The sequence below is a fragment of the Microbulbifer jejuensis genome (genome assembly GCF_047289955.1).
GTDB lineage: Bacteria > Pseudomonadota > Gammaproteobacteria > Pseudomonadales > Cellvibrionaceae > Microbulbifer.
Genome location: NZ_JBLBUB010000006.1, coordinates 68,389 through 91,481, shown reverse-complemented (window position 1 = coordinate 91,481; position 23,093 = coordinate 68,389). Strand labels below are relative to the sequence as shown.

Annotated in this window: 24 protein-coding genes and 1 pseudogene; 14 read left to right on the top strand and 11 right to left on the bottom strand. The window is 51.1% G+C overall.

Features of this window, described 5'->3' with window-relative positions; genetic code table 11:
* The first annotated feature begins 29 nt into the window (after nt 1-29).
* From ACL7TT_RS05505 to rnhB, 6 genes are all read left to right on the top strand, one after another.
* Nucleotides 30-545, top strand: coding sequence for an OmpH/Skp family outer membrane protein (locus tag ACL7TT_RS05505; protein WP_413393779.1), 516 nt, complete (start codon nt 30-32; stop codon nt 543-545).
* Nucleotides 546-557: 12 nt separating this feature from the next.
* A complete protein-coding gene (gene lpxD / locus ACL7TT_RS05500) occupies nt 558-1,619 on the top strand; it encodes a UDP-3-O-(3-hydroxymyristoyl)glucosamine N-acyltransferase (RefSeq protein WP_413393778.1) in 1,062 nt (353 codons plus the stop codon).
* 85 nt (nt 1,620-1,704) lie between these two features.
* Nucleotides 1,705-2,142 (top strand): 3-hydroxyacyl-ACP dehydratase FabZ, encoded by a 438-nt coding sequence (gene fabZ, locus ACL7TT_RS05495; protein ID WP_299946136.1) that lies wholly within the window; start codon nt 1,705-1,707, stop codon nt 2,140-2,142.
* A gap of 108 nt (nt 2,143-2,250) precedes the next feature.
* On the top strand, nt 2,251-3,030 hold the full coding sequence (gene lpxA, locus ACL7TT_RS05490; RefSeq protein ID WP_413393777.1) for an acyl-ACP--UDP-N-acetylglucosamine O-acyltransferase: 780 nt from the start codon (nt 2,251-2,253) through the stop codon (nt 3,028-3,030).
* 111 nt (nt 3,031-3,141) lie between these two features.
* Entirely contained in the window at nt 3,142-4,299 is a 1,158-nt protein-coding gene (gene lpxB, locus ACL7TT_RS05485) for a lipid-A-disaccharide synthase (RefSeq protein ID WP_413393776.1), read from the top strand.
* A gap of 6 nt (nt 4,300-4,305) precedes the next feature.
* The gene (gene rnhB, locus ACL7TT_RS05480) at nt 4,306-4,923 is read left to right on the top strand and encodes a ribonuclease HII (RefSeq protein ID WP_413393775.1); all 618 of its coding nucleotides are present in this window, start codon (nt 4,306-4,308) and stop codon (nt 4,921-4,923) included.
* A 22-nt stretch (nt 4,924-4,945) separates the two neighbouring features.
* Here the strand turns inward: rnhB and ACL7TT_RS05475 are convergent, their stop codons facing one another.
* The gene (locus ACL7TT_RS05475; RefSeq protein WP_413393774.1) at nt 4,946-6,217 is read right to left on the bottom strand and encodes an HlyC/CorC family transporter; all 1,272 of its coding nucleotides are present in this window, start codon (nt 6,215-6,217) and stop codon (nt 4,946-4,948) included.
* An 85-nt stretch (nt 6,218-6,302) separates the two neighbouring features.
* Nucleotides 6,303-7,121: a cytochrome C assembly family protein gene (locus ACL7TT_RS05470; protein WP_413393772.1), complete on the bottom strand. Its 819-nt coding sequence runs from the start codon at nt 7,119-7,121 to the stop codon at nt 6,303-6,305.
* Between the two features lie 175 nt (nt 7,122-7,296).
* Between ACL7TT_RS05470 and ffh the strand changes: the two genes are divergently transcribed.
* The 5 genes from ffh to rplS all read left to right on the top strand — a co-directional run bounded on the left by ffh (nt 7,297) and on the right by rplS (nt 10,880).
* Nucleotides 7,297-8,718: a signal recognition particle protein gene (gene ffh / locus ACL7TT_RS05465; RefSeq protein WP_413393771.1), complete on the top strand. Its 1,422-nt coding sequence runs from the start codon at nt 7,297-7,299 to the stop codon at nt 8,716-8,718.
* 155 nt (nt 8,719-8,873) lie between these two features.
* Entirely contained in the window at nt 8,874-9,113 is a 240-nt protein-coding gene (gene rpsP / locus ACL7TT_RS05460; protein ID WP_299946152.1) for a 30S ribosomal protein S16, read from the top strand.
* Between the two features lie 21 nt (nt 9,114-9,134).
* Nucleotides 9,135-9,674 (top strand): ribosome maturation factor RimM, encoded by a 540-nt coding sequence (rimM, locus tag ACL7TT_RS05455; RefSeq protein ID WP_413393769.1) that lies wholly within the window; start codon nt 9,135-9,137, stop codon nt 9,672-9,674.
* A 15-nt stretch (nt 9,675-9,689) separates the two neighbouring features.
* Nucleotides 9,690-10,442, top strand: a complete 753-nt coding sequence (trmD, locus tag ACL7TT_RS05450) for a tRNA (guanosine(37)-N1)-methyltransferase TrmD (RefSeq protein WP_413393767.1) — start codon at nt 9,690-9,692, stop codon at nt 10,440-10,442.
* Between the two features lie 81 nt (nt 10,443-10,523).
* Entirely contained in the window at nt 10,524-10,880 is a 357-nt protein-coding gene (gene rplS, locus ACL7TT_RS05445; RefSeq protein WP_286037023.1) for a 50S ribosomal protein L19, read from the top strand.
* 216 nt (nt 10,881-11,096) lie between these two features.
* On the opposite strand, the gene ACL7TT_RS05440 is transcribed toward rplS, so the two are convergent.
* Nucleotides 11,097-11,474 (bottom strand): SirB2 family protein, encoded by a 378-nt coding sequence (locus ACL7TT_RS05440; protein ID WP_413393765.1) that lies wholly within the window; start codon nt 11,472-11,474, stop codon nt 11,097-11,099.
* Between the two features lie 424 nt (nt 11,475-11,898).
* On the bottom strand, nt 11,899-12,486 hold the full coding sequence (locus ACL7TT_RS05435; protein WP_299946160.1) for a hypothetical protein: 588 nt from the start codon (nt 12,484-12,486) through the stop codon (nt 11,899-11,901).
* A gap of 1,043 nt (nt 12,487-13,529) precedes the next feature.
* On the opposite strand from ACL7TT_RS05435, the gene ACL7TT_RS05430 reads away from it, so the two are divergent.
* Nucleotides 13,530-14,783 carry a DsbA family protein gene (locus ACL7TT_RS05430; RefSeq protein WP_299946162.1) on the top strand — a complete coding sequence of 418 codons (1,254 nt, stop codon included), beginning with the start codon at nt 13,530-13,532 and terminating at the stop codon, nt 14,781-14,783.
* Between the two features lie 171 nt (nt 14,784-14,954).
* Here the strand turns inward: ACL7TT_RS05430 and ACL7TT_RS05425 are convergent, their stop codons facing one another.
* The 4 genes from ACL7TT_RS05425 to ACL7TT_RS05410 all read right to left on the bottom strand — a co-directional run bounded on the left by ACL7TT_RS05425 (nt 14,955) and on the right by ACL7TT_RS05410 (nt 18,229).
* Complete coding sequence (locus ACL7TT_RS05425; protein WP_299946165.1) at nt 14,955-15,446, bottom strand: hypothetical protein; 492 nt, start codon at nt 15,444-15,446, stop codon at nt 14,955-14,957.
* Between the two features lie 318 nt (nt 15,447-15,764).
* Complete coding sequence (locus tag ACL7TT_RS05420) at nt 15,765-16,052, bottom strand: hypothetical protein (RefSeq protein WP_299946168.1); 288 nt, start codon at nt 16,050-16,052, stop codon at nt 15,765-15,767.
* A gap of 1,143 nt (nt 16,053-17,195) precedes the next feature.
* Nucleotides 17,196-17,711 (bottom strand): DoxX family protein, encoded by a 516-nt coding sequence (locus ACL7TT_RS05415; RefSeq protein ID WP_413393762.1) that lies wholly within the window; start codon nt 17,709-17,711, stop codon nt 17,196-17,198.
* On the bottom strand, nt 17,708-18,229 hold the full coding sequence (locus tag ACL7TT_RS05410; protein ID WP_413393760.1) for a hypothetical protein: 522 nt from the start codon (nt 18,227-18,229) through the stop codon (nt 17,708-17,710). The genes ACL7TT_RS05415 and ACL7TT_RS05410 overlap by 4 nt, the downstream gene beginning before the upstream one ends.
* Nucleotides 18,230-18,604: 375 nt before the next feature.
* Here ACL7TT_RS05410 and ACL7TT_RS05405 point away from each other — a divergent pair, with 375 nt between their 5' ends.
* Nucleotides 18,605-18,910, top strand: coding sequence for a PadR family transcriptional regulator (locus ACL7TT_RS05405; RefSeq protein WP_299946174.1), 306 nt, complete (start codon nt 18,605-18,607; stop codon nt 18,908-18,910).
* A gap of 14 nt (nt 18,911-18,924) precedes the next feature.
* Here the strand turns inward: ACL7TT_RS05405 and ACL7TT_RS05400 are convergent, their stop codons facing one another.
* Nucleotides 18,925-19,248 (bottom strand): DUF4880 domain-containing protein, encoded by a 324-nt coding sequence (locus ACL7TT_RS05400; protein ID WP_413393758.1) that lies wholly within the window; start codon nt 19,246-19,248, stop codon nt 18,925-18,927.
* Nucleotides 19,245-19,724: an RNA polymerase sigma factor gene (locus ACL7TT_RS05395; RefSeq protein WP_413393756.1), complete on the bottom strand. Its 480-nt coding sequence runs from the start codon at nt 19,722-19,724 to the stop codon at nt 19,245-19,247. The genes ACL7TT_RS05400 and ACL7TT_RS05395 overlap by 4 nt, the downstream gene beginning before the upstream one ends.
* Nucleotides 19,725-20,722: 998 nt before the next feature.
* On the opposite strand from ACL7TT_RS05395, the gene ACL7TT_RS05390 reads away from it, so the two are divergent.
* Nucleotides 20,723-20,914, top strand: a complete 192-nt coding sequence (locus ACL7TT_RS05390; RefSeq protein WP_413393755.1) for a hypothetical protein — start codon at nt 20,723-20,725, stop codon at nt 20,912-20,914.
* Nucleotides 20,915-22,118: 1,204 nt separating this feature from the next.
* On the opposite strand, the pseudogene ACL7TT_RS05385 reads toward ACL7TT_RS05390, so the two are convergent.
* A pseudogene (locus tag ACL7TT_RS05385) lies at nt 22,119-23,093 on the bottom strand (IS3 family transposase); the annotation flags it as partial.

The window sequence follows — 23,093 nt, the reverse complement described above, 5'->3', positions numbered from 1 at the left end:
TGAAAATAACATTGATTGGAGAAACAAAAGTGCTTAAAAATGTAAAAACTATCGTGGTTCTGCTGGTTGGGTTGACCTTGTCCGGCGCCGCACTGGCGCAGACCAAGATTGGGATATTAAACCTGCAGGCTGCCATCATGAGCACGGATGTAGCCAAGTCCAAAGTGAATTCCTTAAAAACCAGCGCGGAATATTCCAAACTGCAAAGCAGTGCGGAGTCGATTCGCTCTGAGCTGCAGAAAATGGCAGAGGATGCCCAGAAAAACAGTGTGACCTGGTCCGACGAGCAGAAGACTGAGTATCAGCGCAAGGCCAATTTCAAGCGCTCCGATTTCGAAACCACGGTTAAAAAGTTGCGTGCGATAGAAGCCCAGGTGGGTCAGGAAATACAAGCTTCTTTGGGACCCAAGGCCAAGGCCGCGCTGGAAGCGATTATCAAAGAGCAAAAGCTGGATTTGGTTTTGGATGCCAATACAGCGTTTTTTGCCAGTCCCCAGGTTGACCTCACTGAGGCAGTCGTAAAGCGCATGAATGCAGAAAAGTAAACCCTAGCCCCCATGAGTGACAATTTGTCCCTGGCCCGGCTTGCGCGAGCGCTGGGTGCAGAGCTGCGTCTGGCACCTGGTGTAGACTCCCGATACAAAATTTCCGCTCTCAGTACATTGCAGGATGCCAGAGCCAGTGATCTGACTTTCCTGGCCAGTTCCCCCTATCGCCGCTTCCTTAAAGATACGGGTGCCGGTGCGGTGCTGGTTACCGAGGAATTTGCCGATGAGTGCCCGGTTTCGGTGCTCTGTGTCGAAGATCCCTATCTCGCTTTTGCCCGTGCGAGCGCCCTGTTTAACACGGCTCCGCAGGTGGAAGTCGGTATTCATCCCTCGGCAGTGGTTCACCCCGATGCTGAAATTTCCTCCAGTGCCAGTGTGGCCGCCGGCGTTGTAGTAGAAAAGCATGCCAAAATTGGCCCCAATGTCTCTCTGGGGGCCAACTGCTTTGTGGGGGAGGGAGCTATCATAGGTGCGGGCAGTTGTTTGCACGCCGGTGCTGTTGTGCATCACCGTTGCAGCCTTGGCAGAGATTGTATTATTCATAGCCAGGCGGTGATCGGAGCCGATGGTTTCGGCTTTGCGCATCACCAGCAGGAATGGATCAAGATCTATCAGCTCGGCGGCGTGAATATTGGTGATGACGTCGAAATAGGAGCCAATACCTGTGTTGATCGCGGGGCCCTGGGCGATACCGTTATTGGCAGAGGGGTTAAGATCGACAATCTGGTTCAAATCGCGCACAATGTGAAGATTGGTGACTATTCAGCCATTGCTGCTTGTTCCGGGATTGCCGGCAGTGCAGTCATTGGGCGGCACTGCGCCCTGGCTGGGTGCTCGCGTATCGCAGGGCATGTGACGATTGCCGATGGCTGCACCGTGACTGCCGATACGTTTGTGACCAAGTCCATTGACAGCCCAGGCAGTTATTCTGGTGCCCTGCCTTTTTCCGATAGCCCTACCTGGCGCCGCAACGCGGTGCGTTTTGGGCGGCTGGACAAAATGGCGCGCAGGTTGAAGGACCTGGAAAAACAGCTGAAAGCGTTGTCCCGCCACATCGGCCGGGAGGACTGAACCGGCTGGTATTGAGTGGATCAAACTTGGCTTTGTTGTTTTCGGGGCGTTTATCGCCCCGAAGTGGTTTCTGGGGGCATTTGGAATGATGGATGTATGCGAAATTCGCGAGTACCTGCCACACCGCTATCCTTTTTTGCTGGTGGACCGCGTTGTGGAATTCGAAACAGGAAAGTGTATCAAGGGTTATAAGAACATTTCGGTAAATGAAGAGGTTTTCAACGGGCATTTTCCGCAGATGCCAATCTTCCCCGGGGTTATGATTATTGAAGCCATGGCACAGGTTTCCGGGATTCTTGGCTTCAAAAGCTCTGGCAAGAAGCCTGAGGATGGCTACCTGTACCTCTTTGGCGGTGTCGATAAGGTGCGCTTCAAGCGCCAGGTGATTCCCGGTGACCGACTGGATCTTGAATCTGTGTCAGTCTCTGTACGCCGCAATATCTGGAAGTTCTCCTGTAAGGCCAGTGTCGGTGATGCGCTGGCAGCTTCTGCTGAGATCCTGTGCGCAGTGAAAAAAGTGTAGCCGTTTCACCTCCTGCATGAGAATTGCCAATTGTGCACTTTCTGGCTTCTTATTGGCATTAAGCTTATGGTATCCGCAGTGTCCACTACCTGAGGAGTAGGTTCCAGAATGCAGACAACTATCCACCCCACAGCGATTGTCGATCCAACGGCAGTCATTGGTTCTGGGGTGAGTATCGGCGCCTACTCTATTGTCGGAGCTGGAGTGGAAATAGGGGATGGTTGTGATATTGCCTCGCACGTGGTTCTGAGTGGTCCGAGCAGTCTGGGGAAGAACAACCGAATTTACCAGTTTGCTTCGGTTGGTCAGGATACCCCTGATAAGAAGTACCGGGGAGAGCAGACCACGCTGGTGGTTGGCGATAATAATGTTATCCGAGAAGGGGTAACCATTCACCGTGGCACAGTGCAGGACCGTGGAGAGACGACCATCGGCAATGATAATCTGATCATGGCCTACGCCCATGTCGGTCACGACAGCCTAATCTGCAACAATACCATCCTGGTCAACAATGTGGCCCTTGCTGGCCACGTAGTCGTGCGGGATTGGGCCATCCTCAGTGGGTATAGTTTGGTACACCAATACTGTAACATCGGCGAGCACGCCTTTCTTGGTATGGGGGCTGCGGTTGGCAAAGATGTACCGGCGTATGTGATGGTTGCCGGAAACCCGGCTGAAGCAAAAACCATTAACGTGGAAGGGTTGCGTCGCCGCGGATTCTCCCGCGAGGAAACCGCGTTGATTGGCAAGGCCTATAAAATTGTGTATAGACGCGGGCTGACGCAACAGGAGGCTTTGCAGGCGTTGGTGGAGCTGCGCGAACAATCTGCTGTCATTCAGCCGTGGATTGATTCATTAGAATTTTCCACCCGCGGTATCGTCCGTTAACCTCACGAAATTCACACAGGGATGGGCAACTTCGCGGCTTCCCGGTTTGGTCTTTGAGTGAATTGCGCCTGGTCTCGTGGGGCCGGCTTTCATCCAGAGGGATTTTAAGGCGTGTCAGAAAAGAATAAGCCGTTTCGCATTGGTGTGGTTGTTGGTGAGGCCTCGGGGGATATTCTGGGCGCAAGTCTAATGGCTGCATTGCAAAAGCGCCTGCCCGGGGTGGCATTTGAAGGTATCGCTGGCCCGCGTATGCTGGCTTTGGGCGCAAACTCCCTGTATGCCATGGAGCGCCTGTCGGTGATGGGGCTGGTAGAGCCCTTGAAGCGCCTGCCGGAATTATTAAAGATCCGCCGCTCCCTTTGTCAGTATTTTATCAAAAATCCACCGGATCTCTTTATCGGCATCGACGCGCCGGATTTCAATTTGTCTCTGGAGGAATCCCTCAAAACCGAGGGGATCAAAACCGTGCACTATGTCAGTCCCTCAGTGTGGGCCTGGCGGCGGGGAAGGGTCAAAAAGATTGCCCGCGCAGTGAACCATATGCTGACATTGCTGCCCTTTGAGGCCAAATTTTACCGGGAAAACCAAGTGCCGGTAACCTTCGTCGGACATCCCCTTGCCGATGATATTCCACTGCAGGTCAATGGCTCTGCAAAGCGCCGGGAACTGGGCTTTGCGGATAGCGATAGAGTCATCGCCCTGCTGCCAGGCAGTCGTGCAGGAGAAGTGCGCTTACTAGGGTCACTGTTCTTGCAGACTGCCCGCTGGTGTCACCAGCGCAATCCGGATATCAAGTTTGTCCTGCCCGCCGCCAACAGGCTGCGCCTCTCAGAGATCAACCGGCAGTTACAGGGTTTTACCGAGCTTCCGGTAACTGTGCTGGAAGGCCACGCTCAAACGGCACTTACCGTTGCCGACTGTGTGCTGATCGCCTCTGGCACTGCCACTTTGGAAACGATGCTGTTGAAAAAACCGATGGTGGTGGCTTACAAATTGGGCAGAGTCTCCTACGCTATTATTTCCCGAATGCTACATACCCCCTGGGTGTCGCTGCCCAACCTGCTGGCGCAGAAGGAGTTGGTGCCGGAAATATTGCAAAGCGATGCCACTCCGGAAAACCTTGGGGCTGCGTTGATGCGCTACTTTGAGGATCCCCTGTTGGGGGATCAACTGCAACGGGAGTTTAATGAACTCCACCAACAGTTGCGCTGCAATGCTTCTGAGCGTGCGGCGGATGCTGTTTGCAACCTATTGGAGCAAAGTGGATAGAGATGGATGTGTCCTAAGAAAGCGCTTCCCCCTTATATTTGTACTTATCAGGGCGTTTTGCTTGCCGGTGTCGATGAGGTGGGGCGCGGCCCCCTGGCTGGCGATGTCGTTGCGGCGGCGGTCATTCTCGATCCGGCCAACCCCATTGAGGGTCTCGCCGACTCAAAAAAACTGAGTGAAAAAAAGCGAGAGTTACTCTATGACCAGATTTGTGCTTGTGCACTGAGTTATTCTATTGCCCGTGCCACGGTGCAGGAGATTGATCGAATCAATATTCTACAGGCCAGTTTACTGGCCATGTGCCGCGCTGTGGAACAGCTGCCTGTACAGCCGGAATATGTTTTGGTGGACGGCAATAAAAAGCCGAACTGGTCTTATCCGTGTGATACGGTGGTGAAGGGGGATAACCGGGTTGCAGCCATTGCAGCGGCTTCTATTCTGGCAAAAGTGACGCGGGACCGGGAGCTGGTGGAGCTTGATAAAAAATATCCAGGATATGGATTGGCCCGGCACAAAGGTTACCCAACCAAAGTGCACCTGCAGGCATTGCAGCAGCTTGGCCCCAGCCCTGTACACAGGGCGAGCTTTGCCCCGGTAAGACAAGTGTTGATGGATTTGGCTTAGTGATTGGCTGTTGGGCCTCGCCCTAGGCATTGATTTTCTTAGCGCGTGCGCGAGTGATCATTGTGTTGGAAACTTCCTCAATCTCCACCAGGTAATTCAGGATATAGAGACTGATGTTACCATCGGGGATGCTTTCCAGGTGCTCCATGGCCAGACCGTTAAAGGTTTTGGGGCCATCGGTTGGCAGGTGCCAACCCAGGGTGCGATTGATATCGCGAATGGATGTGCCGCCCTCTATTCTATACCAGCCATCCCCGACGGCGATAATCTCTTGGTCATCGCTGGGCACCGGACTTGCGGTGAAATCACCGACGATTTCCTCCAACAGGTCCTCCAGAGTAACAATGCCCATCACTTCGCCGTACTCATCCACCACCAGCCCCATACGGCGTTTGGTTTTCTGGAAATTCATCAACAGTGTGGGCAGTGGTGTAGCCTCGGGTACAAAGTAGGGGTCATCGGTGAAAGACTTGAGGCGCGCCGTGGAAAAATTATGTGGGCCATCGCGCAATATCTGTGCGGCGCGGCGCAGATGCAGGATACCAGTCACCTGGTTGATATCGCCTGTAAAGACCGGCAGACGGGTATAGCTGCTCTCAGCCAGCTGTTGGAGTATCTGCTCGGCAGTGTGCTCCAAATCCACACCCATGACTTCGTTGCGGGGAATCATAATGTCTTCAACAGTGGCCTGATCCAGATCCAGTACGTTGAGGAGCATCCCTTGGTGTTTGCTGGGAAGCCGGGCACCGGACTCAAAAACCACAGTCCTGAGTTCCTCCGGGGCCAGGTGTTCTGATTCGCCCCCTGCAGTGGTCTCGACGCCCACCAGGCGCGCCAAACCATTGGAAATACTGCCGACTAACAACACCAGTGGAGTGAGTAGCCACAGCAGCGGTTGCAAAATCCATGAGGCAGGAAAAGCGACTTTTTCCGGGTGTAAAGCGGCAATGGTTTTTGGTGTTACTTCGGCAAAAATCAGGATCACGATAGTGAGTGCTGCGGTGGCATAAAACACCCCGGCATCCCCGTAGAGTTTAGTAAACACTGCGCCGGCAATGACAGAGGCGAGGATATTGACCAGATTGTTACCGATCAGAATGACTCCGATCAGCTTGTCGGGTCGCGCAAGCAGCGCCATGACGCGTTTGGCTCCGCGATGCCCGCTTTTGGCCTGGTGCCGCAGGCGATAGCGGTTCAGCGCCATCATGCTGGTTTCAGAACTGGAAAAAAAAGCTGATATGACGACCAGCAGGGCCAGCAGGCTGAACAGCAGGCCCGGGTGGATCTCGTTCAAGGGAGAACTCTTTTTGATTCGAAGCGGAGATATTGGAACAGAATGCCGACCTCTGCAAGTATTCGGGTCATATTCTTTTCTCCCGCTACCCGCGCTGGAGAATCACTTCCATAACCAGCTTGCTGCCAAAGTAGGCCAGCATCAGAGTGGCAAAGGCGCACAGAGTCCAGCGTACAGCCGTGTTGCCGCGCCAGCCCCACTGCCAGTGTCCCCAGAGCAGAATGCTGTAAAGCACCCAGGCGATGATGGAGAGTAGGGTTTTGTGCATGGGTCCCTGCTCAAACAGGTTGCCTACAAAGACAAAGCCTGTCACCAGAGAAGCGGTCAAAAGTAACTGGCCTAAAGTGATAAGGCCGAAAAGCAGCGACTCCATGCTCTGTAAAGGGGGTAGTAAGCGGGCGGCCCCCACCGGTCGGTGTTTGTGCAGTTGTTGGTTCATATAGTAGAGATAGATGGCCTGCAGTGTCGCCAGGGTTAGCAGTGAGTAGGCGAGTATTGAGAGCAGTGCGTGGACTGCAATACCCGTGGAGAGCTGGCCGTGTGGGGTGACTGCGCCCCAGGTATGCGAGGCGGCGAATTCTGTGATTGCCCCTATGGGGGCAAAAATCAAAATCAGCAAGGTCAGGGGTCGCTTCGCCGCAAGCATTAACAGCAGCAGGTTAACCACCCAGGTAACCAGTGACAGCATCGCCAGCAGGTCGAAGCGATAGCCCAGGGGGGAAAACAGGGTATGCACCAGGGAGATCGCATGGGTTGTCAACGCTGCGGCAAGTAGTGCCAGAAGCAGTCTGTTGTCTGGTTGGCGCTTGTGGGCAAGGGCTGTCGCCGCAACAGCGGTAGTGGCCAGGTAGAGTGTGATGGCTGTCCAGTGGGCGTAAGCCGCCATTGATTCGATCCGTATCATGATTGCAACTGACTGGAAGTGTGTCACAGCCCGCTTGAACAGGAAAGGTTTGGTGTTATTTCGGCTGCGCGGGTACCTGGGCTATACTGCCGCGCCTCAGACAGGGTGTTGTGAATGGTTCCGCGACCCTGCGCACCGGGGTCCAATCCGCAACCGGAGAAATCGAGGCGAATTTATGTTCGATAACCTGAGTGACCGCTTATCAGCGGCTCTAAAGAAAGTCACCGGCAAGGCGCGCCTGACCGATGACAATGTCCGCGATACCCTGCGCGAGGTGCGAAAGGCATTGCTTGAGGCGGATGTCGCCCTGCCGGTTGTAAAGGCCTTTGTGCAGCAGGTGCGCACCGCAGCGGTGGGGCAGAAAGTGAGCAAGGCCCTGAATCCGGGCCAACAGTTCGTCAAGATTGTTCAGGATGAGTTGGTAAAGGTCATGGGGGCAGCTGCAGAGCCCCTCAAGCTGGCTGTCCAGCCCCCCGCAGTTATCCTTATGGCCGGCCTGCAAGGGGCTGGTAAAACCACCAGTGTTGCCAAACTGGCCAGGTACCTGCAGGAGCGGGAGAAGAAGAAAGTGATGGTGGTGAGCGCTGACGTATATCGCCCGGCTGCCATCAAACAATTGGAAACCCTGGCGAGTGAGGTGGGGGCACAGTTCCATCCCTCTACCCCGGAGCAAAAACCTCTGGATATCGCCAAGGGGGCGATTGAGGCCGCGCGCAAACAGTTTGCCGATGTATTGATTGTGGATACTGCGGGGCGCCTGCATATTGATGCCCAGCTGATGGACGAGATCCGCGAGTTGCACCACGCGTTGAACCCGGCTGAAACCCTGTTCGTGATTGATGCCATGATCGGTCAGGATGCTGTGAATACCGCCAGCGCCTTCGATAAGGCTCTATCGCTAACCGGTATCATCCTTACCAAGGCCGATGGTGATGCCCGCGGTGGTGCAGCGTTGTCTGTGCGTCAGGTGACCGGCAAGCCCATCAAGTTTATCGGTGTCGGTGAAAAGGCCGATGCGCTGGAGACCTTTCATCCGGACCGTATTGCCTCCCGTATTCTCGGTATGGGGGATATCCTGTCTCTGATTGAAGAGGCAGAACAGAAGATTGATAAGGGCAAGGCTGAAAAGCTGGTCAAGAAGGTGCAGAAGGGTAAAGGTTTCGACCTGGAAGACCTGCGCGACCAGCTGCAGCAGATGCAAAATATGGGTGGCTTTGGTTCCCTGCTGGAAAAGATGCCGGGTATGGGTGGTTTGGCCCAGGCCGCACAGCAGGCAGATATGGGCAAAGAGTTCAAGCGTATGGATGCGCTCATCTCCTCCATGACCCCGGCTGAACGCCGCAGTCCCGAACTCCTCAATGGTTCCCGCAAGCGCCGAATCGTTGCCGGATCCGGAACCCACCTGCAGGACCTGAACCGCCTGCTCAAGCAGCACAAACAGATGGGCAAGATGATGAAGAAGCTCAAGGGGGGTGGTATGGGTAAGATGATGCGTGGCATGAGCGGCTTGCCCGGTATGGGCGGGGGTATGCCTGGCGGTATGGGAGGAATGGGTGGTATGCCCGGTGGCTTACCGCCTGGGCTTAAGAAAAAGTAGCGCCCCAGGCCGCTGGGTGGGGGCTGATACAGCGCTATACAAATTCCTGGTGCTGCATTAGAATACGCCGCCTTTCAGTCCGGTGCGCTGCCGGCAAAGTTATTTCGGTGGCCGAAGAGTGCGGTCACCCAGTCTTGAACCTACAGGAAAGTTACATGGTAACCATTCGCTTGGCTCGTGGTGGTGCTAAAAAGCGCCCGTTTTATCACCTGACAGTTACCGACAGTCGCAATGCTCGCGACGGTCGTTTTATAGAGCGTGTTGGCTTCTTCAACCCGGTTGCTCGTGGCCAGGAAGAGCGTCTGCGGATTGACCGCGAACGCGTGGACTTCTGGCTGGGTCGAGGTGCGCAGGTTTCTGATCGTGTCAGCAAGCTGCTGAAAGAATCTGCCTGATTGGCCCGTGGTAGTGCGCTTGTGACAGAAGAGGGGAATAATTCCGAAGATTTGGTCACTGTTGGGCGCATAACGATGGCTTATGGTGTGCGCGGTTGGGTAAAGGTACACTCCTATACAGAGCCGATGGACAGCATCCTGCAGTTCCCCAGTTGGAGATTGCGCGGGCCGAAAGGCTGGGAAACCCTTGAAATAGATGCTGGCAGATGCCACGGTAAGGGTTTGGTTGTACATATCAAAGGCATAGACGATCGCGATAAGGCGACGGAGATCTGTCAGCGCGAAATAGCGGTTGTGCGTGATTTTATGCCCACGCTCGAACGGGGCGAGTATTACTGGCACCAACTCGAGGGCTTGCGGGTAATCAGCCACTTTCAGGGTGCAGTGCAGGACTTTGGTAGAGTCGCGCATATGATGGAAACGGGTGCCAACGATGTGTTGGTAGTACGTGGCGGTACGGACAGGCGCGAGCGTTTAATTCCCTATCTGCCAGGCCAGTTTATCCTAGATATAGACCTGCAGGCCGGTGTGGTCACCGTCGACTGGGACCCGGATTTTTAAAGCATTGGAGCGATAATGAAGAAAATCGCTCTGGTAAGCATTTTCCCGGAAATGTTTGCCGCACTGACCGAGTATGGTGTCAGCGGACGGGCTGTGAAAGCGGGCCTGCTGGAGGTGCGTTGCTGGAACCCCCGGGATTTCACCAGTGACAGGCACTGTACCGTGGATGACCGCCCCTATGGTGGTGGTCCCGGAATGGTGATGTTGGCTGAACCCCTATACCGGGCTCTGGAGGCTGCACGTGCCTGGGCCGGAGCGGAGGGTGAGCCTGTACGGAGTATCTATCTTTCTCCGCAGGGACAGCAGCTGGACCAGGGTGGAATCGAAGCGCTTTCGATTGCCGGAAATCTGGTACTGCTGGCGGGGCGCTATGAAGGGGTGGATGAGCGTATCATAGAGTCCCTGATCGACGAGGAATGGTCTATTGGTGACTATGTCCTCAGTGGTGGTGAGCTGGCTGCTATGGTAATGATGGATGCAATCATCCGCTTGATACCCGGTGCCCTCGGGCACACTCAGTCGGTGGTTGAAGATTCTTTTTCCACAGGCCTGCTGGATTGCCCTCACTACACCCGGCCCGAAGTGTACCGGGGGGAGGTGGTGCCTGAAGTGTTGCTTTCGGGCAACCATGAGAAAATACGCCGCTGGCGCCTCAAACAGGCCCTGGCACGCACACAACAGCGCCGACCCGATCTTCTGGAGGGGTTGGAGCTGAGTGAGGAACAGAAGCAATTGCTGGCAGAAATCCGGCGGGAGCGAAATTCCTGAAAACTTGATGCCGGATTCGCCGGGAGGCGGGAGTAGTTCGGTAAACTAGCTGAGAAGCTACACAAACCCTGTTTGGGAGCAATCCAAATGACCAACAAAATTATCCAGCAATTGGAGCAAGAGCAGCTAAAGAGCGAGGTGCCTCCTTTCGCACCCGGTGATACCGTTATCGTTCAGGTGAAAGTAAAAGAGGGGAACCGCGAGCGCTTGCAGGCGTTTGAGGGGGTGGTGATCGGTAAGCGTAATCGCGGCCTGAACTCCTCATTCACCGTGCGTAAAATCTCCCACGGTGTTGGTGTAGAGCGTACTTTCCAGACCCATAGTCCACTGGTTGACAGCATTAAGGTAAAACGCCGTGGTGATGTGCGCCAGGCCAAACTGTACTACCTGCGCAGCCTGACTGGTAAAGCGGCGCGGATTAAAGAGAAGCTCAATTAAGCACTTTTGTAAGCGCAGTATTAAGCCGGGGCGCCTTGCCCCGGCTGCATTTCCGTCTTGTTAGGCAGCCGGGTTAAGCCCTTCCCGGTGCACATTTTTGTCTCTCCACTCTCCAAAATACGCACCGTAGCAACCAGTTGCGCCATATTTTATGGGAGGGCAATCCGTAGCCTATGGATTTCTATTTGATTGCCGGGTGTATACAGCTGAGAAAACCTACCAAAGTACCGGTTTAATGATTGCCAGGTAGAAGATGAGCGCTATCTGCGCGAGCGCCAACAGGGCGGCCATGATACGGGTACGCCGGGAAAGCGTTGGACGCAGGGCCATGAAGCCTGCAACGATATAGCCTAATACCAACACCAATTTCGCTGCAAGCCAGTGGTATAAAACCGGATTCCAATTCCCGAGAATCGCCAGGGTAATGGCTGCCGACAGCAATAAAGTATCATTGATATGGGGCGCCAGGCGTAATGGCGTTTGCCGCCAGTGGTTTTTTTTGCCGAAATCCAACCCTACTCTCAGGAGAAATAGAAAGAGACTGATCACTGCAGTAGTGATATGGACCTGTTTAACCAGTGTATAGCTGAGCATCGGGCAGTTTTCTTTGCTTTGTAAGTATTGGATTGCCGGGCAGGAGGTTTTCGGCAGGAAAGTCAAATTACTGCCGGCGGCCTATCTTAAGGATTCCCCTCTGGTTAAAGCAATAGTATTCGCGGAAATTTCCTTGTCTGGAAATTTGTAAAAGAGTGCTGTTTATAGACGCTGAGGGAAGGTTGGGGTAGAGAGAAGTCGGGAGAGTAAAGCAAATCGGGGCATACCTGTTTTTCTCACACAATGACCGAACGGAGCTGCAGGGCCTGCCGGGTTTGCTCTTGAAAATACTGCCTCGCTTGCACGGGGTTATTTGTAGCTCAGGGGGCTATGGTGGCAAGCTTCCGTGCCAAACTGGTCCGGCAACCAGGCAGATTGCCGGGCATTAACTGTATATGGAGAAAACCCCCTCGTATGCAGAGGTTTAAGGCATATGTGTATTTACATGTGCAAACCGCTTGTGCTTCCAGGCGGACATCTTTGTGGCCGTCCAGGTTGCCCAGTTACTGATTGAAGGTATCCATACCCCCTGGGTGGCCAGAGCGGTGCCAAAGCCCATTTTGTGTACAATCATATGGCTGGAACTTATGCAGTTCTCGTATCGTGTTCTGCCGGGGATATTGGGCCAGACCTCGTGGTACTGGGTGTTGTCGGCATTTTCCAGTTCATCTTGTATTTGTTTGTATTTTATTACATCCTCTGCAGTGCATTTTGTATAATAAACGTCCGTGTTTGCATTCTGGGTGTTTCTGGCCCAGTTGGTCCTGCCTATTGGGCCCCCATAAAAAACCCAGCCTTCATCACTCATCCCTGTCATGGTGATGTTGCCATTCTCAATCATAAAAGTGGTTGCATGGCCATCTTCCACCAGTTTCCCTAAAAGTTTGGTAATGCCGGATGGAGAAATGGAAACGCCTTTGGCAAGGCCGGACCAACTAATGATTGAGTAGGCAACGCCAAAAACGGGTGAATCTACTTCCAGCTGATTGAGTAATTGTCGTCCAGTTGGCATCAGTGAAGCCCTCCATGAATCCATCTTTTGTATTGACGCTGAATTTCAGGTTGTACCTGTTCAAAGAAATACACCACATAAGGTTTTGCTACATAGCTGTATCCCGTCATCCTGGCGATTGTGTAAAACCTCCTATAGGTGATTGTTAAATCAGATATAGTTGGTTTGACGGGTTGCTATTGCTCTCTCTTACAAAGTTGACCATTGCCTGCCGCCGGTTCCGGTTTCAGAAACCTTTCGTGGTTGATTTCCCGGCACTGCCTAGATCACTTTGTACCTTATATCGCTTTGAAGAACTTTTTACAATCGAGCAGAGAAAGTGATTTTAGTTTCTCGATGCAATAGCCAAAATGTACCGATTAAAAAGGGAAAAACACCGTAAAAGTTGACTTGGCAATACAGCTCCTGGCCTGTGCCAGATGTTGCATGGAAGGGCCCTGATCCTGGCGGTCATACTTGTTGGGTCATCAATGAAAGTGGATGGGGGGGATAGGGCGCAGGAATGAATGGGCGGGAGTGGCGACAGAAGACAGGCAGGGCCTGAATTGCCCTTATATTGTCACATCATCGCCACATTTATTGTTTATCCGATATCCGCACGATTTACATAATCTCATTTATCTTTTAGAATGTCTCATAAATTGAATTTAATCGAGTATAGGGCTGTTTTCTACCGTTGACTCTAAAAGCAAACAGCTGGATATCCTATCGATGATATGAGGCTGTTCATGTCTTAATACTCATGCCTGAAGTATTCTGTAAGTTAGGGCAGTTGCAGCTAACTGCTCAGAAATTTCTTGTTTTTAATGGATGCAGAGTAAAAGCCTGATAAAGCACAAGTGTGCGATTGGTAATATTGTTGCATCTAACCCAAAACTTTAGTTGGTTTGTTATTGATTGATGTTGCCGGATATGGCAAAAAAGGATTGGGAGCGGCAAGGGGGCGACGCAGTATCCCTGGCTCCCCACTCTGGGTTAGCATTGGCAGGCTCGCTGGGAATATTGGCTTTTAAATTGATTGTAAACTACGTTAGGGCCTAGTGTTGACTGTAAAGAAACGTTTAATCTCGATGTTTGCTCGCTGGTATACCAGTGACAAAAGAAGAGCAAAGATCTATCGGCGGGCTGAAAAAAAATTGCTGAAGCGCCGCAAGCAGGGCCATGGAGATTGCTATCTTCGTGCCGATGATCCATATTCCTATTTGTTGAGCCAGGTACTTCCCCAGTTTTGTGAGAAATACGCTTGTGAACTCCGTCCAATTATTGTTACTCACCTAGAAGATAGCTGTTATCCAGAACGCCAATTACTGGCTGATTATGCCTTAGAGGATTGCCAGCGTTTAGCGCGCGCCTATAATCTGGAGCCGCCGGTAAAGCGTAGCAGCCTCTCCGAGAAGGCAAGCCTGGTATTGTGTGAGGCGGCACAAGGCTCTCATCCATGGAAAGCCATTGCCGCGATTTTTAAATCCTTGTGGGTAGCACATACAGCCATTCCTGGTATTCAAAGTGCAAATATCCCGATATTACAACAACAGCTCACTGACAATAACACGGTTATGATAAAACGTGGCCACTACCTAACCGCTATGATTGAGTATGCTGGTGAAAAATACTGGGGGATCGATAGGCTTCATTACCTGGAACGACGCTTAACCGATGGAGAACTTTTATTTCCAAGTCCTGATCAAAACAATTTTACAGGGACAGCGGACTCTGGAAAAGGTAAAGTCCTTAGCTGTTATTTCTCTTTTCGAAGCCCCTATTCATATATCTTATTAACCAGATTGTTTGCCCTGGCAGATCACTACCAATGTGAATTGGAACTTAAACCCATACTGCCTATGGTGATGAGAGGATTATCGGTCCCCACCTCCAAGCGATTATATATTTTGCTAGATGCCAAGCGTGAAGCTAACCGTCATGATATCCCCTTCGGCTATATTTCCGATCCCCTGGGCAAAGGTGTAGAAAATGCCCTGGCTCTTTTTTATGTTGCCAAAAATATGGGTAAGGAGCGTGAGTATGTGCTCGCCATGACCAAAGCAAGCTGGTCAAAAGCAATTGATATTTCCAATCTGAAAAACCTGCGGTCATTGTGTCATGAATTAGCACTTGATTGGCCAAGCTGTGAAAGTGCATTAATGAGTGAAAACTGGCGTGATTTTGCCGAGATGAACCGTCAGGAGATCTACGAGTACGGGCTCTGGGGCGTGCCAGCCATGATCATTGACTCCCTGGTTGTTTGGGGGCAGGACAGATTATGGATGGTAGATCAACATCTAAGTCGGGGGCAGTAATTTCCCGTGCCTGAGTTACGGATAAATTGGCAGTGTTCAAAATCTTAACCCATCTCTTTACGGTACCCAAACACAGATAAGCCCCAGCGTGTATCGAGCGCAAACGCTTCTGCAGGCTTTATAAAGTTCGCGCACAAACTACCCAAAACAATAGCCATCGCAAATGATAAACTATTGTTGCCGCCTGGTAGTACTATCCGATTCGAGCCCGAGTACCTGATCCACATGCTCGCGAAAATAGAGGTCAAAACCATGACGAGATGCCAGCCACCAGTATAGGTACCCAGGCTTGCTTTTTACTAACCTTGAGTACCAGGTATTGAAGCTTATCCAATAACGGTCGGCCACAACACCGGTATCATAATTCAAAAATGCGGTCTCCCATGCCGTCATCCGCCATGTCGTGAAGATAAGGAATCTCTCTAGTTCCAAAGGAGAGAGGGAGGTTGGGTCCTGCTCCCCGCGAAAGACGATATCGGCCAGTTCATCGCTAGAAGCCAGCAGTTCAGCGTTTTCTCGCCCGTAGGTAACCAGATTAAGATTCAGTGTTGCTTGTGTCGCAAGAGTGCTCTGGCGGATTTCAAGTATCAGAAAACCCAGACCGAGTATAACGCCGATATTGGCGGCAATCGTAAAAAACCAGTTAAGGCGATCTGATGCCATTTGGATTCCATTGACAGAGTTGCTGCGGCCGGTCGAAAAGGGAGACAAATTGCGCTAGCGGTTCGGCGCCCCTTTCCGGCGTCAATAAATATCTGCACATCCCCTACCCGAAAATAACCCTCTCTAGGGTATATTTTTTCGAATAGACCGTGTCATCTAAAATCTAGATATTGATTCGGCGATCAATGTTAAGCGGCAGGGTATAGTGTAACTGAAGGCGGAGGAAGTGTTCGTTTATTGGTGGAGGAAAGCGTAAATCCGGAAACCGCTGGTCGTTGTCTGAAAAGTGAGAAGCCCGCCCAAGAGGGCGGGGTGCCGTTACGCAGCTTCTTGATTGTCTTTATCTGACGGTTGATGCCGCTTGGCTCGATGCTCAAGGTAATTCGCCCCGGAGCCAACCCCCTCTATGATATCCGGGATGCTTGCAAGTACGTTTAATGTGCCAAACAGCATCAGCCCGTGGTGGGCGCCGAAGTTCATGTTTGTAAGGTCACTATGCAGGCTTTCATAGGCCTCAGCAAAGCCGCTACCAAAGAGCAACAGGCCAACACATAAATTGGTTAGGGGGTGTTCTACGAAATTGCGAATTGCACTCGAAGCTTTCAAAATGGGTCCTCACTACTGCGCGGGTGCTGCATCAATGTTCCCGTGTATAGGGTGCCCTCAATGGCGTCACCTTGACATACTCCCAATGCCTCAGGGTAGAGGGTCTGTGAAATAGAGAGCATTCTGGTGACTATTCTCCTGAATGATATTCCATGAGTGACAACAGACCATTATTTAATAGGCCAGTTCCCTGTATATCTTGGCTTTCTATTATATATATAATTTCATGATAATTGTTAATTTCAATTGCCCTATTGTCCATAGCAAATGCACAATGGCTATGTCCTTGTAGGGTGGGGTTTTTTATTTGACGCGTTAGTCAAAAATCACACTCACCGTGAACCAAAGTTAAAGCTGGGCTTGCAACCCTTCCTAAGAATGCGTCTCTGGATCGTGATCCGAGAAACTTTTGTGGCATTTAGGCTGATTTAGCCAGCGGATACTGTTTTTTGTGGTCAGGTAAAACCTGGCGGCACACCCTCAGCGATAACCTGAATGCGTGGATTGGAGAGCGTGACAAATTGTGCTTAGCGCCAGTTGCTTTGACCCATGGGTTCTGGGAAACGGTGTCATACAGTACCTTGGGCGAGAATCGGTACGTCGGATGGTACAATTGGAAAGGCAGGCAGTCTGGTCCGCCTGACTCATTCCAGGTGCTACGCGGTGAGTAAAAGTTGAATCCAGGCCTCCTGCCAGTTTGTGCCATGTTGTTTCCACCAGAAGCCTGGATATCAAATTCATGGTTGAATCCGTGTTCCTTAAAATTGCTATTGACGCACAGCTCAGGAAAGTGCGCTTAGACCCAGACACCCTTGCCCATAATGGCCACCTCCGCTATTTTGTAACCCACTTAGTTGTCAATGACTAAAATGAAAACCACCCAGTAATCGATCAGCCAATAAGTAGTGGGCTAAAACTATCTAAAAATGAAAACTGTGAAATTATGCGATTGCTTGGCAGAGATTGTTAAATCACCCGGCAGTCAAGAAGGGAGTCTGGAATCTGAAATGTTGTTGCCGGTTTGTGGTGCTGCTGGTTTTCAAAGGCCTCGCCAGCCCACCCACTGCCGGTGGTGCCGGGGTAGAGCTAGCGGTGTTGAGAAAAAGGTTTGCAGTTGGGCGCCCGCCGTGCACTGGATGTGCGTTAACTGTTGGTTGAAGAAGCTCCCAGGCGCGCGTTTTGACGGGCCCATAGCCAGTGATCGAACGACCAGCGTCCGGCACCCGTGATAAAGAGAAACATGAGGCTTAGCAGCATCACCATATCCGCCCTGGCTTCGTGCTGAGCACTCCAGAAACCGTAGCGGCCCATTTCGGATACGTGAAAGATCCACCAGTCGTGTCCCAGTAGAATAGGCAGCTTGGTGGAAAGCAGCGCAACACACATGGTGATAATCAGCGGGATCGTCGCTAAACGCGTGCCAATGCCAAAAATGATCATCAAGCCGCACAGAATTTCAACCACACCCACAAAGGGGCCGAAAAACCCGGGCAACGGAATGCCGATTCCCGTAAAGCGTCCGGCCCCGAGAATATCGGCGAACAGCAGCTTTTGCAGGCCTTCTGGGAAGAACACCGCGAGGCCCACCGCCAGCCGAATGAAGATGGTGGCACTGGCGCAAGCCCTGGCCTCATGCCCACCGAAAAAAACAGAGTTCACTGTGTCTCCTTCCGCGAAGGTGCGTACAGCTCGAAAACCGGCTGATTATTCATAAAAGGGACGGATTCCGCCACATGGCAAGCCAAACAGGCGGCCCTCGCCCTGGCAAACCCCGTCCAGGCCCTGGCTGGATCTTTTGATTGAAAGTCCCGGTCCACGGTTTCCCAAGTGCTGCCGAGTAATATAGCATCCGCATTGGCCTTGCGTGCCGGGCGCTTCAGATACCCATTTTGTATGGTGGTACGAATTTTGCTCCAATGGTAGCTGGCAAGGGCAAAGTTATCGCGCCTCAATGCTTCATAGATGGATTCAAAGCGCTCACCCACCTCCCACATCGGCTGGTCAAATCCCCGCAGATAGCGCTGCAGTCTGGTGAAACGAGTCGAATTGCTTTCTGCATCTGTCAGCCAATGGGTCGTAGCCTGCTTTTCTTTTCCCGGCTGGGCTACGCCAATCCCCACGGCGGCCATCAGAAAAATGCTGCCGATCCAGGTTTTTATAAGGATTCCCGCTTTCATCAGGCATTTCTCCACAACAATATCGAATTTCGATAAAATACCAAACTCCCCATATTGGTTCAATCGCAAATTGTCGCTTTGGACTCCAGTTACAAGCTGTGAAAGGCCTCTCGAAAAGCCTGGAAAAGACAGGTTGCCGTCACGCTTGTGGATTCTGCCCGGAAGTAAGCATAAGCAGAGGGTCCCATGACTATTCCCGATGCTTCCGGTAAGGTCCGGCTACCGGTAGCCTAACGGGCATCCAGTTGAACTCGGTACCAGTGGATGCCGGCGCGAGCCCTTTGGGGGGTAGAGCTTGCAGGCTTTTGTACCAGCAACCTTCCCAGGGTGGCCATATGAGGCTGCCTGGGGACAAAAAATGACAAAGAAGCAAAAATGACAGACAAGGATCTCTACGGTGGCCTGATCCGCCTGCACATTCTGTATCATGCAGCCATAGAGCCTGTATTTGGGCTTGGAATCATGGAGGAGTTACAGCGGCATGGCTACGATATTAGTGCCGGCACCCTTTACCCGATGCTGCATGGGCTGGAAAGAAAAGGCTATCTGATTTCCAGCCGAGAGAGTGGTGGGCGCAGCCCGAGACGCGTTTACACCATTACCGGCAAGGGTCGTAGTGCACTAAACGATGCCAAGATCAAAGTCAGGGAATTGTTTGGTGAACTTATTCGGGGGTGCTGAGGCTATACTGGCGATTAGCCACCCGCCAGACCGGCAGAGAGCAGGGCTTGGCCGGTTGTCGCTGCAAACAGCGTGACGCAGCTCACCCCATTGCCCAAAAAAGTATTGCGATCCTCCTCCCTCGCCGCCAGGATTGCCGCATCTTCGGCAATTGCATCGAAAAATGCCCAGTCGCACTCCATTTGCCGGTAGGCCAAACAATTTTCCCGTGTCTGGCAAAGCCACTGGGTGAACCAATACTGTTCTTGTTCGTTCATATCGCCTGAACGCAGCTCGTTGAACCAGTAGGTGGCGGCCGCACGCTGTGTTTTGTGATCGGAATGGGTTTGCAATGTCATGTTTCGTCCTCCATAACCTGTCTTATCCGCACCAGTGCGCGGTGAATAAGCTCCTTTACAGACTCCTTGGAAATATTCATCTGTTCGGCAATATCCTGATACGTCATATCCTCGAACCGATGAAACTGAAAAGCGGCCCGTGCCCGTGGCGGTAGGCCGACAATCGCCTTGACTACACGACGATACTCCTGCATACCGATAACGGCCCGCTCGGGAGAAATAACGTCGGGTATCTCGAATTCGTATTCAAGTGCATCTTGGAAGGTACGGGATCTGGATTTCTGATGTCGGCTTCGGCTAATCAATAGATTTCTGGCAACGGTAAAGATGTAGCTTTGTGGGTTGTGGATCTCCGTTTCCTGTTGCCTTACCTGCAAGTGCAGTTGGAAGAAAACCTCCTGTACCAGATCGTCAATATCGGCATTGTTTACCCGTGGTGCGAAATAGCGCCGCAGACCGGAGCCGTACTCATTCATCCATGTGGAAATAACTCTTTCGCAGTGGTTAATCATATAAAAACCGGATGAGTGAGTCGAGTTAACATGGGGGTATCAGCCTGCATGAAAACAGAGCCCTTAATCATAGAAATGACCTGGTGGTTTTTTCTTTCTAGAAATCTGTGTCTGATCTTGAACAAATTAATTCCATTTTTATTGAGGGCTAATACTAGCCCAGTGCTCGAATATGACTTCCAAAAGTGGGTTCCCTGGCATGAAATGTGAGCGCAGTCTTACGAGGCTGCTTGGTTGTTCACTAAATTTTATCGGAATGAAGTAGATTGCAGCTCTGGTATTAAATTTATTGAGCGATTAGTATTCCAGGAAAAAAGAATTCAATGTATTGGGTAGTGCCAAATTTAAGTCACCAGTTGAGTAAATTTATTCTAAATTGCGTTTTGGAGCCTTTTCCCTTTTTTTATTTTTCGCTGTATTTCCAGCATCTAATCATGCAGCCTGCTTGAACACAGATAAAGTCTGGGAGAAGCTTATTTCATTGAGTGGCTACAATGTCCTGCCTAGCCCAGGCGGCATTCAAAAGTCAAGGAAAGTATGCAAAAATTTCAGTAATGACTTTGTGCTCTACATACCGATTGCATTTTTATCAATTCCCCTCTCGAAAATGACCGTGTCAGGATAACCCCAATCGAGAATTTAATAAACGATTGTCACTACTACAATGATGAAATAAGTGCCATAATTATTTCTTTTGCAAAAAAAATATTTGTAATTTTTTCCGTTAAGAAAGGTGTTTGTGCGGATACAGTTAACCAATTATGAAGAAAAATTTATAATGACCAGTAGGTCTTTACCCTGTTTGTCAATGACCGTTTGGTTTTGCAGTTTTTCTTTCTCTTTTAGCAGCAGTGCCTTCCGCAAGAAAATAGTCGTCTCTGTATTGCATTCACCTGTTAAGTGGCCTGGCAGTTGTTTTTTAAACCGACAATCCAGACTACCCAGTGGAGAGGTGAGTACGCTTGGATGATGAGGCAGGCAGAGGACAAAATACTGGAGTTTCCTGTAGTGGTGGTTTAAAGCTGCCGTTATTGACAACTTTATCAGGCAACACCTTAGGAGAGGCGAGCAGTCTATGGCAGGATGTTGCTGTGGTGCGCCAAAATATGCGGCCTGTCATCCGTTTGGCTGGACAAGAAATTTCTTTTTTCTAAAATCAGTTCGGCAAATCTCCCTATAGATTAGTACCTGAGCAGTCCTTGACGGCTTGTTACCATCATTACAACTTCTGTCTACTAGTAAAGCAGGAGGGAAGAATACCCCTCTCCCAGGATCGTATGAGGCATGGATGCCGATTACGAGCGTACAAGGATGTATTCACAGTGTGTCCTGGGAGAGGGGTATTCTTTCCTTCCGACCCGGTAGTAAGTACCAAAATATTCAGCAATTTCCGGTGCCTGGCAGTTACACGAAGTAATCAACACATTTCAACTTCATAAAACCGGTGACTCTTTTGGGCAGGGCGGCAAAGAATAAATTTATTAATGGATAAGTGTCTCTAATTTGAGGGCAGGTTCGTAAGCACACTCAACCCTTGTACCTCCCGTGCAGTGTACATTCTCTGATCAGGTTGCCAGCCAGCCGTTCGCCTCGAGTAGAGGCCAATGATTACAAACAGGTAAACTCAGTTCCGTGATACCCAAATACCTTCAGATACTCAATAGTATTTGGCGTAATTTTCATTTACCGGATAAACCTTTGGCAGCCTGGTACTCTTTCTATTTTCCCGCAGATAACTCCCGTACTTCCAATATTCTCGTTATGTATGGATGTGCGAGAGGTACGGACTATAGAGTCAAGCGGATCAGACACTTATTCATAAAAAAATTGCTAAAAAAGCAGGATTGATCCCCCCGATAACGTAGTTTTTTACGTCATTGTAGTAGGAAGGTCGCTCCAGCTTCCTGTGTATGACGTATTCATTTATACGATCGTACCAAATTGTTTGCCTCTCTTATCGGGATGTAGGGAGAACTTCCCGCCCGTGCCGGAACTATATCCGGAGAAGTCAACGGTACGGGTCACTGGAGCAATGGAGAATAGTACCGCCGTCCGCAGGTCGGTTTAACCTGTGAGTATTGGCAATGTCTTTTGGGTCTGCCACCACTTTACAGTTGATAATCCAGCGGGTAAGGGAAGAGCATTTTTTTGAGTGGATAGTAAAAATCTATGGCTCTTTATGGATTCCAGGGAGTTAGCTCAGCAGTAAATTAAGCAAACCTGAAATAGCAGCCTTTCCTCTGATTTTGATATTGTGCAGACACTCAAAAAGACTAAGATACAGAGGAAGTCTCTATTGCGATATCTTTCGATGGGGGTGTTACCGAGTGATCTTGCCCACCAGCAACGGACACGCCATTAAGCAGCTTGCTGTGCCTCAAACGCTTCTGGGCTGAGGTAGCCGTTGGCGCTGTGAAGGCGGGTTCGATTGTAATCCACTTCTATGTATTCAAACACCGTTTCACGCATCGCCAGTCTTGTTGGAAAGCGTTCGCCATGAATCGATTCTACTTTTAGTGAGTGGAAAAATGTTTCTGCGCAAGCGTTGTCGTAGCAGTTTCCCTTCGCGCTCATGCTACATTCCAGATTATGCGCTTTGATCGGCGACTGATAATCTCGGGAGCAGTATTGGCTCCCCCGATCAGAGTGCACGATAACTCCCCTAGGCATTTTTCGTCGCCTCAGGGCCATACGCAAAGCATCACAGACCAGTGTGGCCGTCATTCGCTCTGACATCGCCCAGCCGACAACCAGGCGGCTGTAGAGATCTATCACTACAGCCAGGTATAGCCAGCCTTCTTCTGTCCATAAATAGGTGATGTCCCCAACCCATTTCTGATTCGCCGCCGTAGCATTGAAGTTCTGCTTCAGTAGATTGGAAGCCACCGGCAGATTGTGTTTCGAGGAGGTAGTGGCCTTATACTTCTTGGCTGCCTTAGCCCGCAGCCCCTGCCGCCACATGCTGGCAGCAACTGTCTTACGGTTATACACATTACCTCGGCTTGCCAGTTCCTTTGTCAGCCGCGGAGCGCCACTGCGTTTTTTGCTGGCCGTAAAACACTCCTGTACCTGGCGATCCAGCTGGTCCCGATGTTGCTGTTGCTTGGAACAGAGTGTTCCTCTGGCTACCCAGTCGTAGAAGCCGCTGCGGGATACGTTCAAAACCCGCACCATTGCCTTGACGCTGAACTCTTGCCTGTGTTCTTGCATGAAGGCGTACCTCATTTCAGGCTCTTTGCAAAGTACGCCTTGACCGTTAGACTTTTTTTCGGCGCCGCATGAAACGTTTCTCGGACTTTACTCCATGCGGAAGTACGTTCTTGTGTCCGTTCT

What these genes read in the sequence shown, in the direction of transcription:
- rpsP (WP_299946152.1), top strand. Translation starts at nt 8,874, where the DNA reads ATGGTAACCATTCGCTTGGCTCGTGGTGGTGCTAAAAAGCGCCCGTTT.
- ACL7TT_RS05470 (WP_413393772.1), bottom strand. Translation starts at nt 7,121, where the DNA reads ATGATACGGATCGAATCAATGGCGGCTTACGCCCACTGGACAGCCATC.
- ACL7TT_RS05405 (WP_299946174.1), top strand. Translation starts at nt 18,605, where the DNA reads ATGACAGACAAGGATCTCTACGGTGGCCTGATCCGCCTGCACATTCTG.
- rnhB (WP_413393775.1), top strand. Translation starts at nt 4,306, where the DNA reads ATGTGTCCTAAGAAAGCGCTTCCCCCTTATATTTGTACTTATCAGGGC.
- ACL7TT_RS05435 (WP_299946160.1), bottom strand. Translation starts at nt 12,486, where the DNA reads ATGCCAACTGGACGACAATTACTCAATCAGCTGGAAGTAGATTCACCC.
- trmD (WP_413393767.1), top strand. Translation starts at nt 9,690, where the DNA reads ATGAAGAAAATCGCTCTGGTAAGCATTTTCCCGGAAATGTTTGCCGCA.
- ACL7TT_RS05425 (WP_299946165.1), bottom strand. Translation starts at nt 15,446, where the DNA reads ATGGCATCAGATCGCCTTAACTGGTTTTTTACGATTGCCGCCAATATC.
- lpxD (WP_413393778.1), top strand. Translation starts at nt 558, where the DNA reads ATGAGTGACAATTTGTCCCTGGCCCGGCTTGCGCGAGCGCTGGGTGCA.
- ACL7TT_RS05395 (WP_413393756.1), bottom strand. Translation starts at nt 19,724, where the DNA reads ATGAATGAGTACGGCTCCGGTCTGCGGCGCTATTTCGCACCACGGGTA.
- fabZ (WP_299946136.1), top strand. Translation starts at nt 1,705, where the DNA reads ATGATGGATGTATGCGAAATTCGCGAGTACCTGCCACACCGCTATCCT.
- ACL7TT_RS05400 (WP_413393758.1), bottom strand. Translation starts at nt 19,248, where the DNA reads ATGACATTGCAAACCCATTCCGATCACAAAACACAGCGTGCGGCCGCC.
- ACL7TT_RS05440 (WP_413393765.1), bottom strand. Translation starts at nt 11,474, where the DNA reads ATGCTCAGCTATACACTGGTTAAACAGGTCCATATCACTACTGCAGTG.
- lpxA (WP_413393777.1), top strand. Translation starts at nt 2,251, where the DNA reads ATGCAGACAACTATCCACCCCACAGCGATTGTCGATCCAACGGCAGTC.
- ffh (WP_413393771.1), top strand. Translation starts at nt 7,297, where the DNA reads ATGTTCGATAACCTGAGTGACCGCTTATCAGCGGCTCTAAAGAAAGTC.
- ACL7TT_RS05410 (WP_413393760.1), bottom strand. Translation starts at nt 18,229, where the DNA reads ATGAAAGCGGGAATCCTTATAAAAACCTGGATCGGCAGCATTTTTCTG.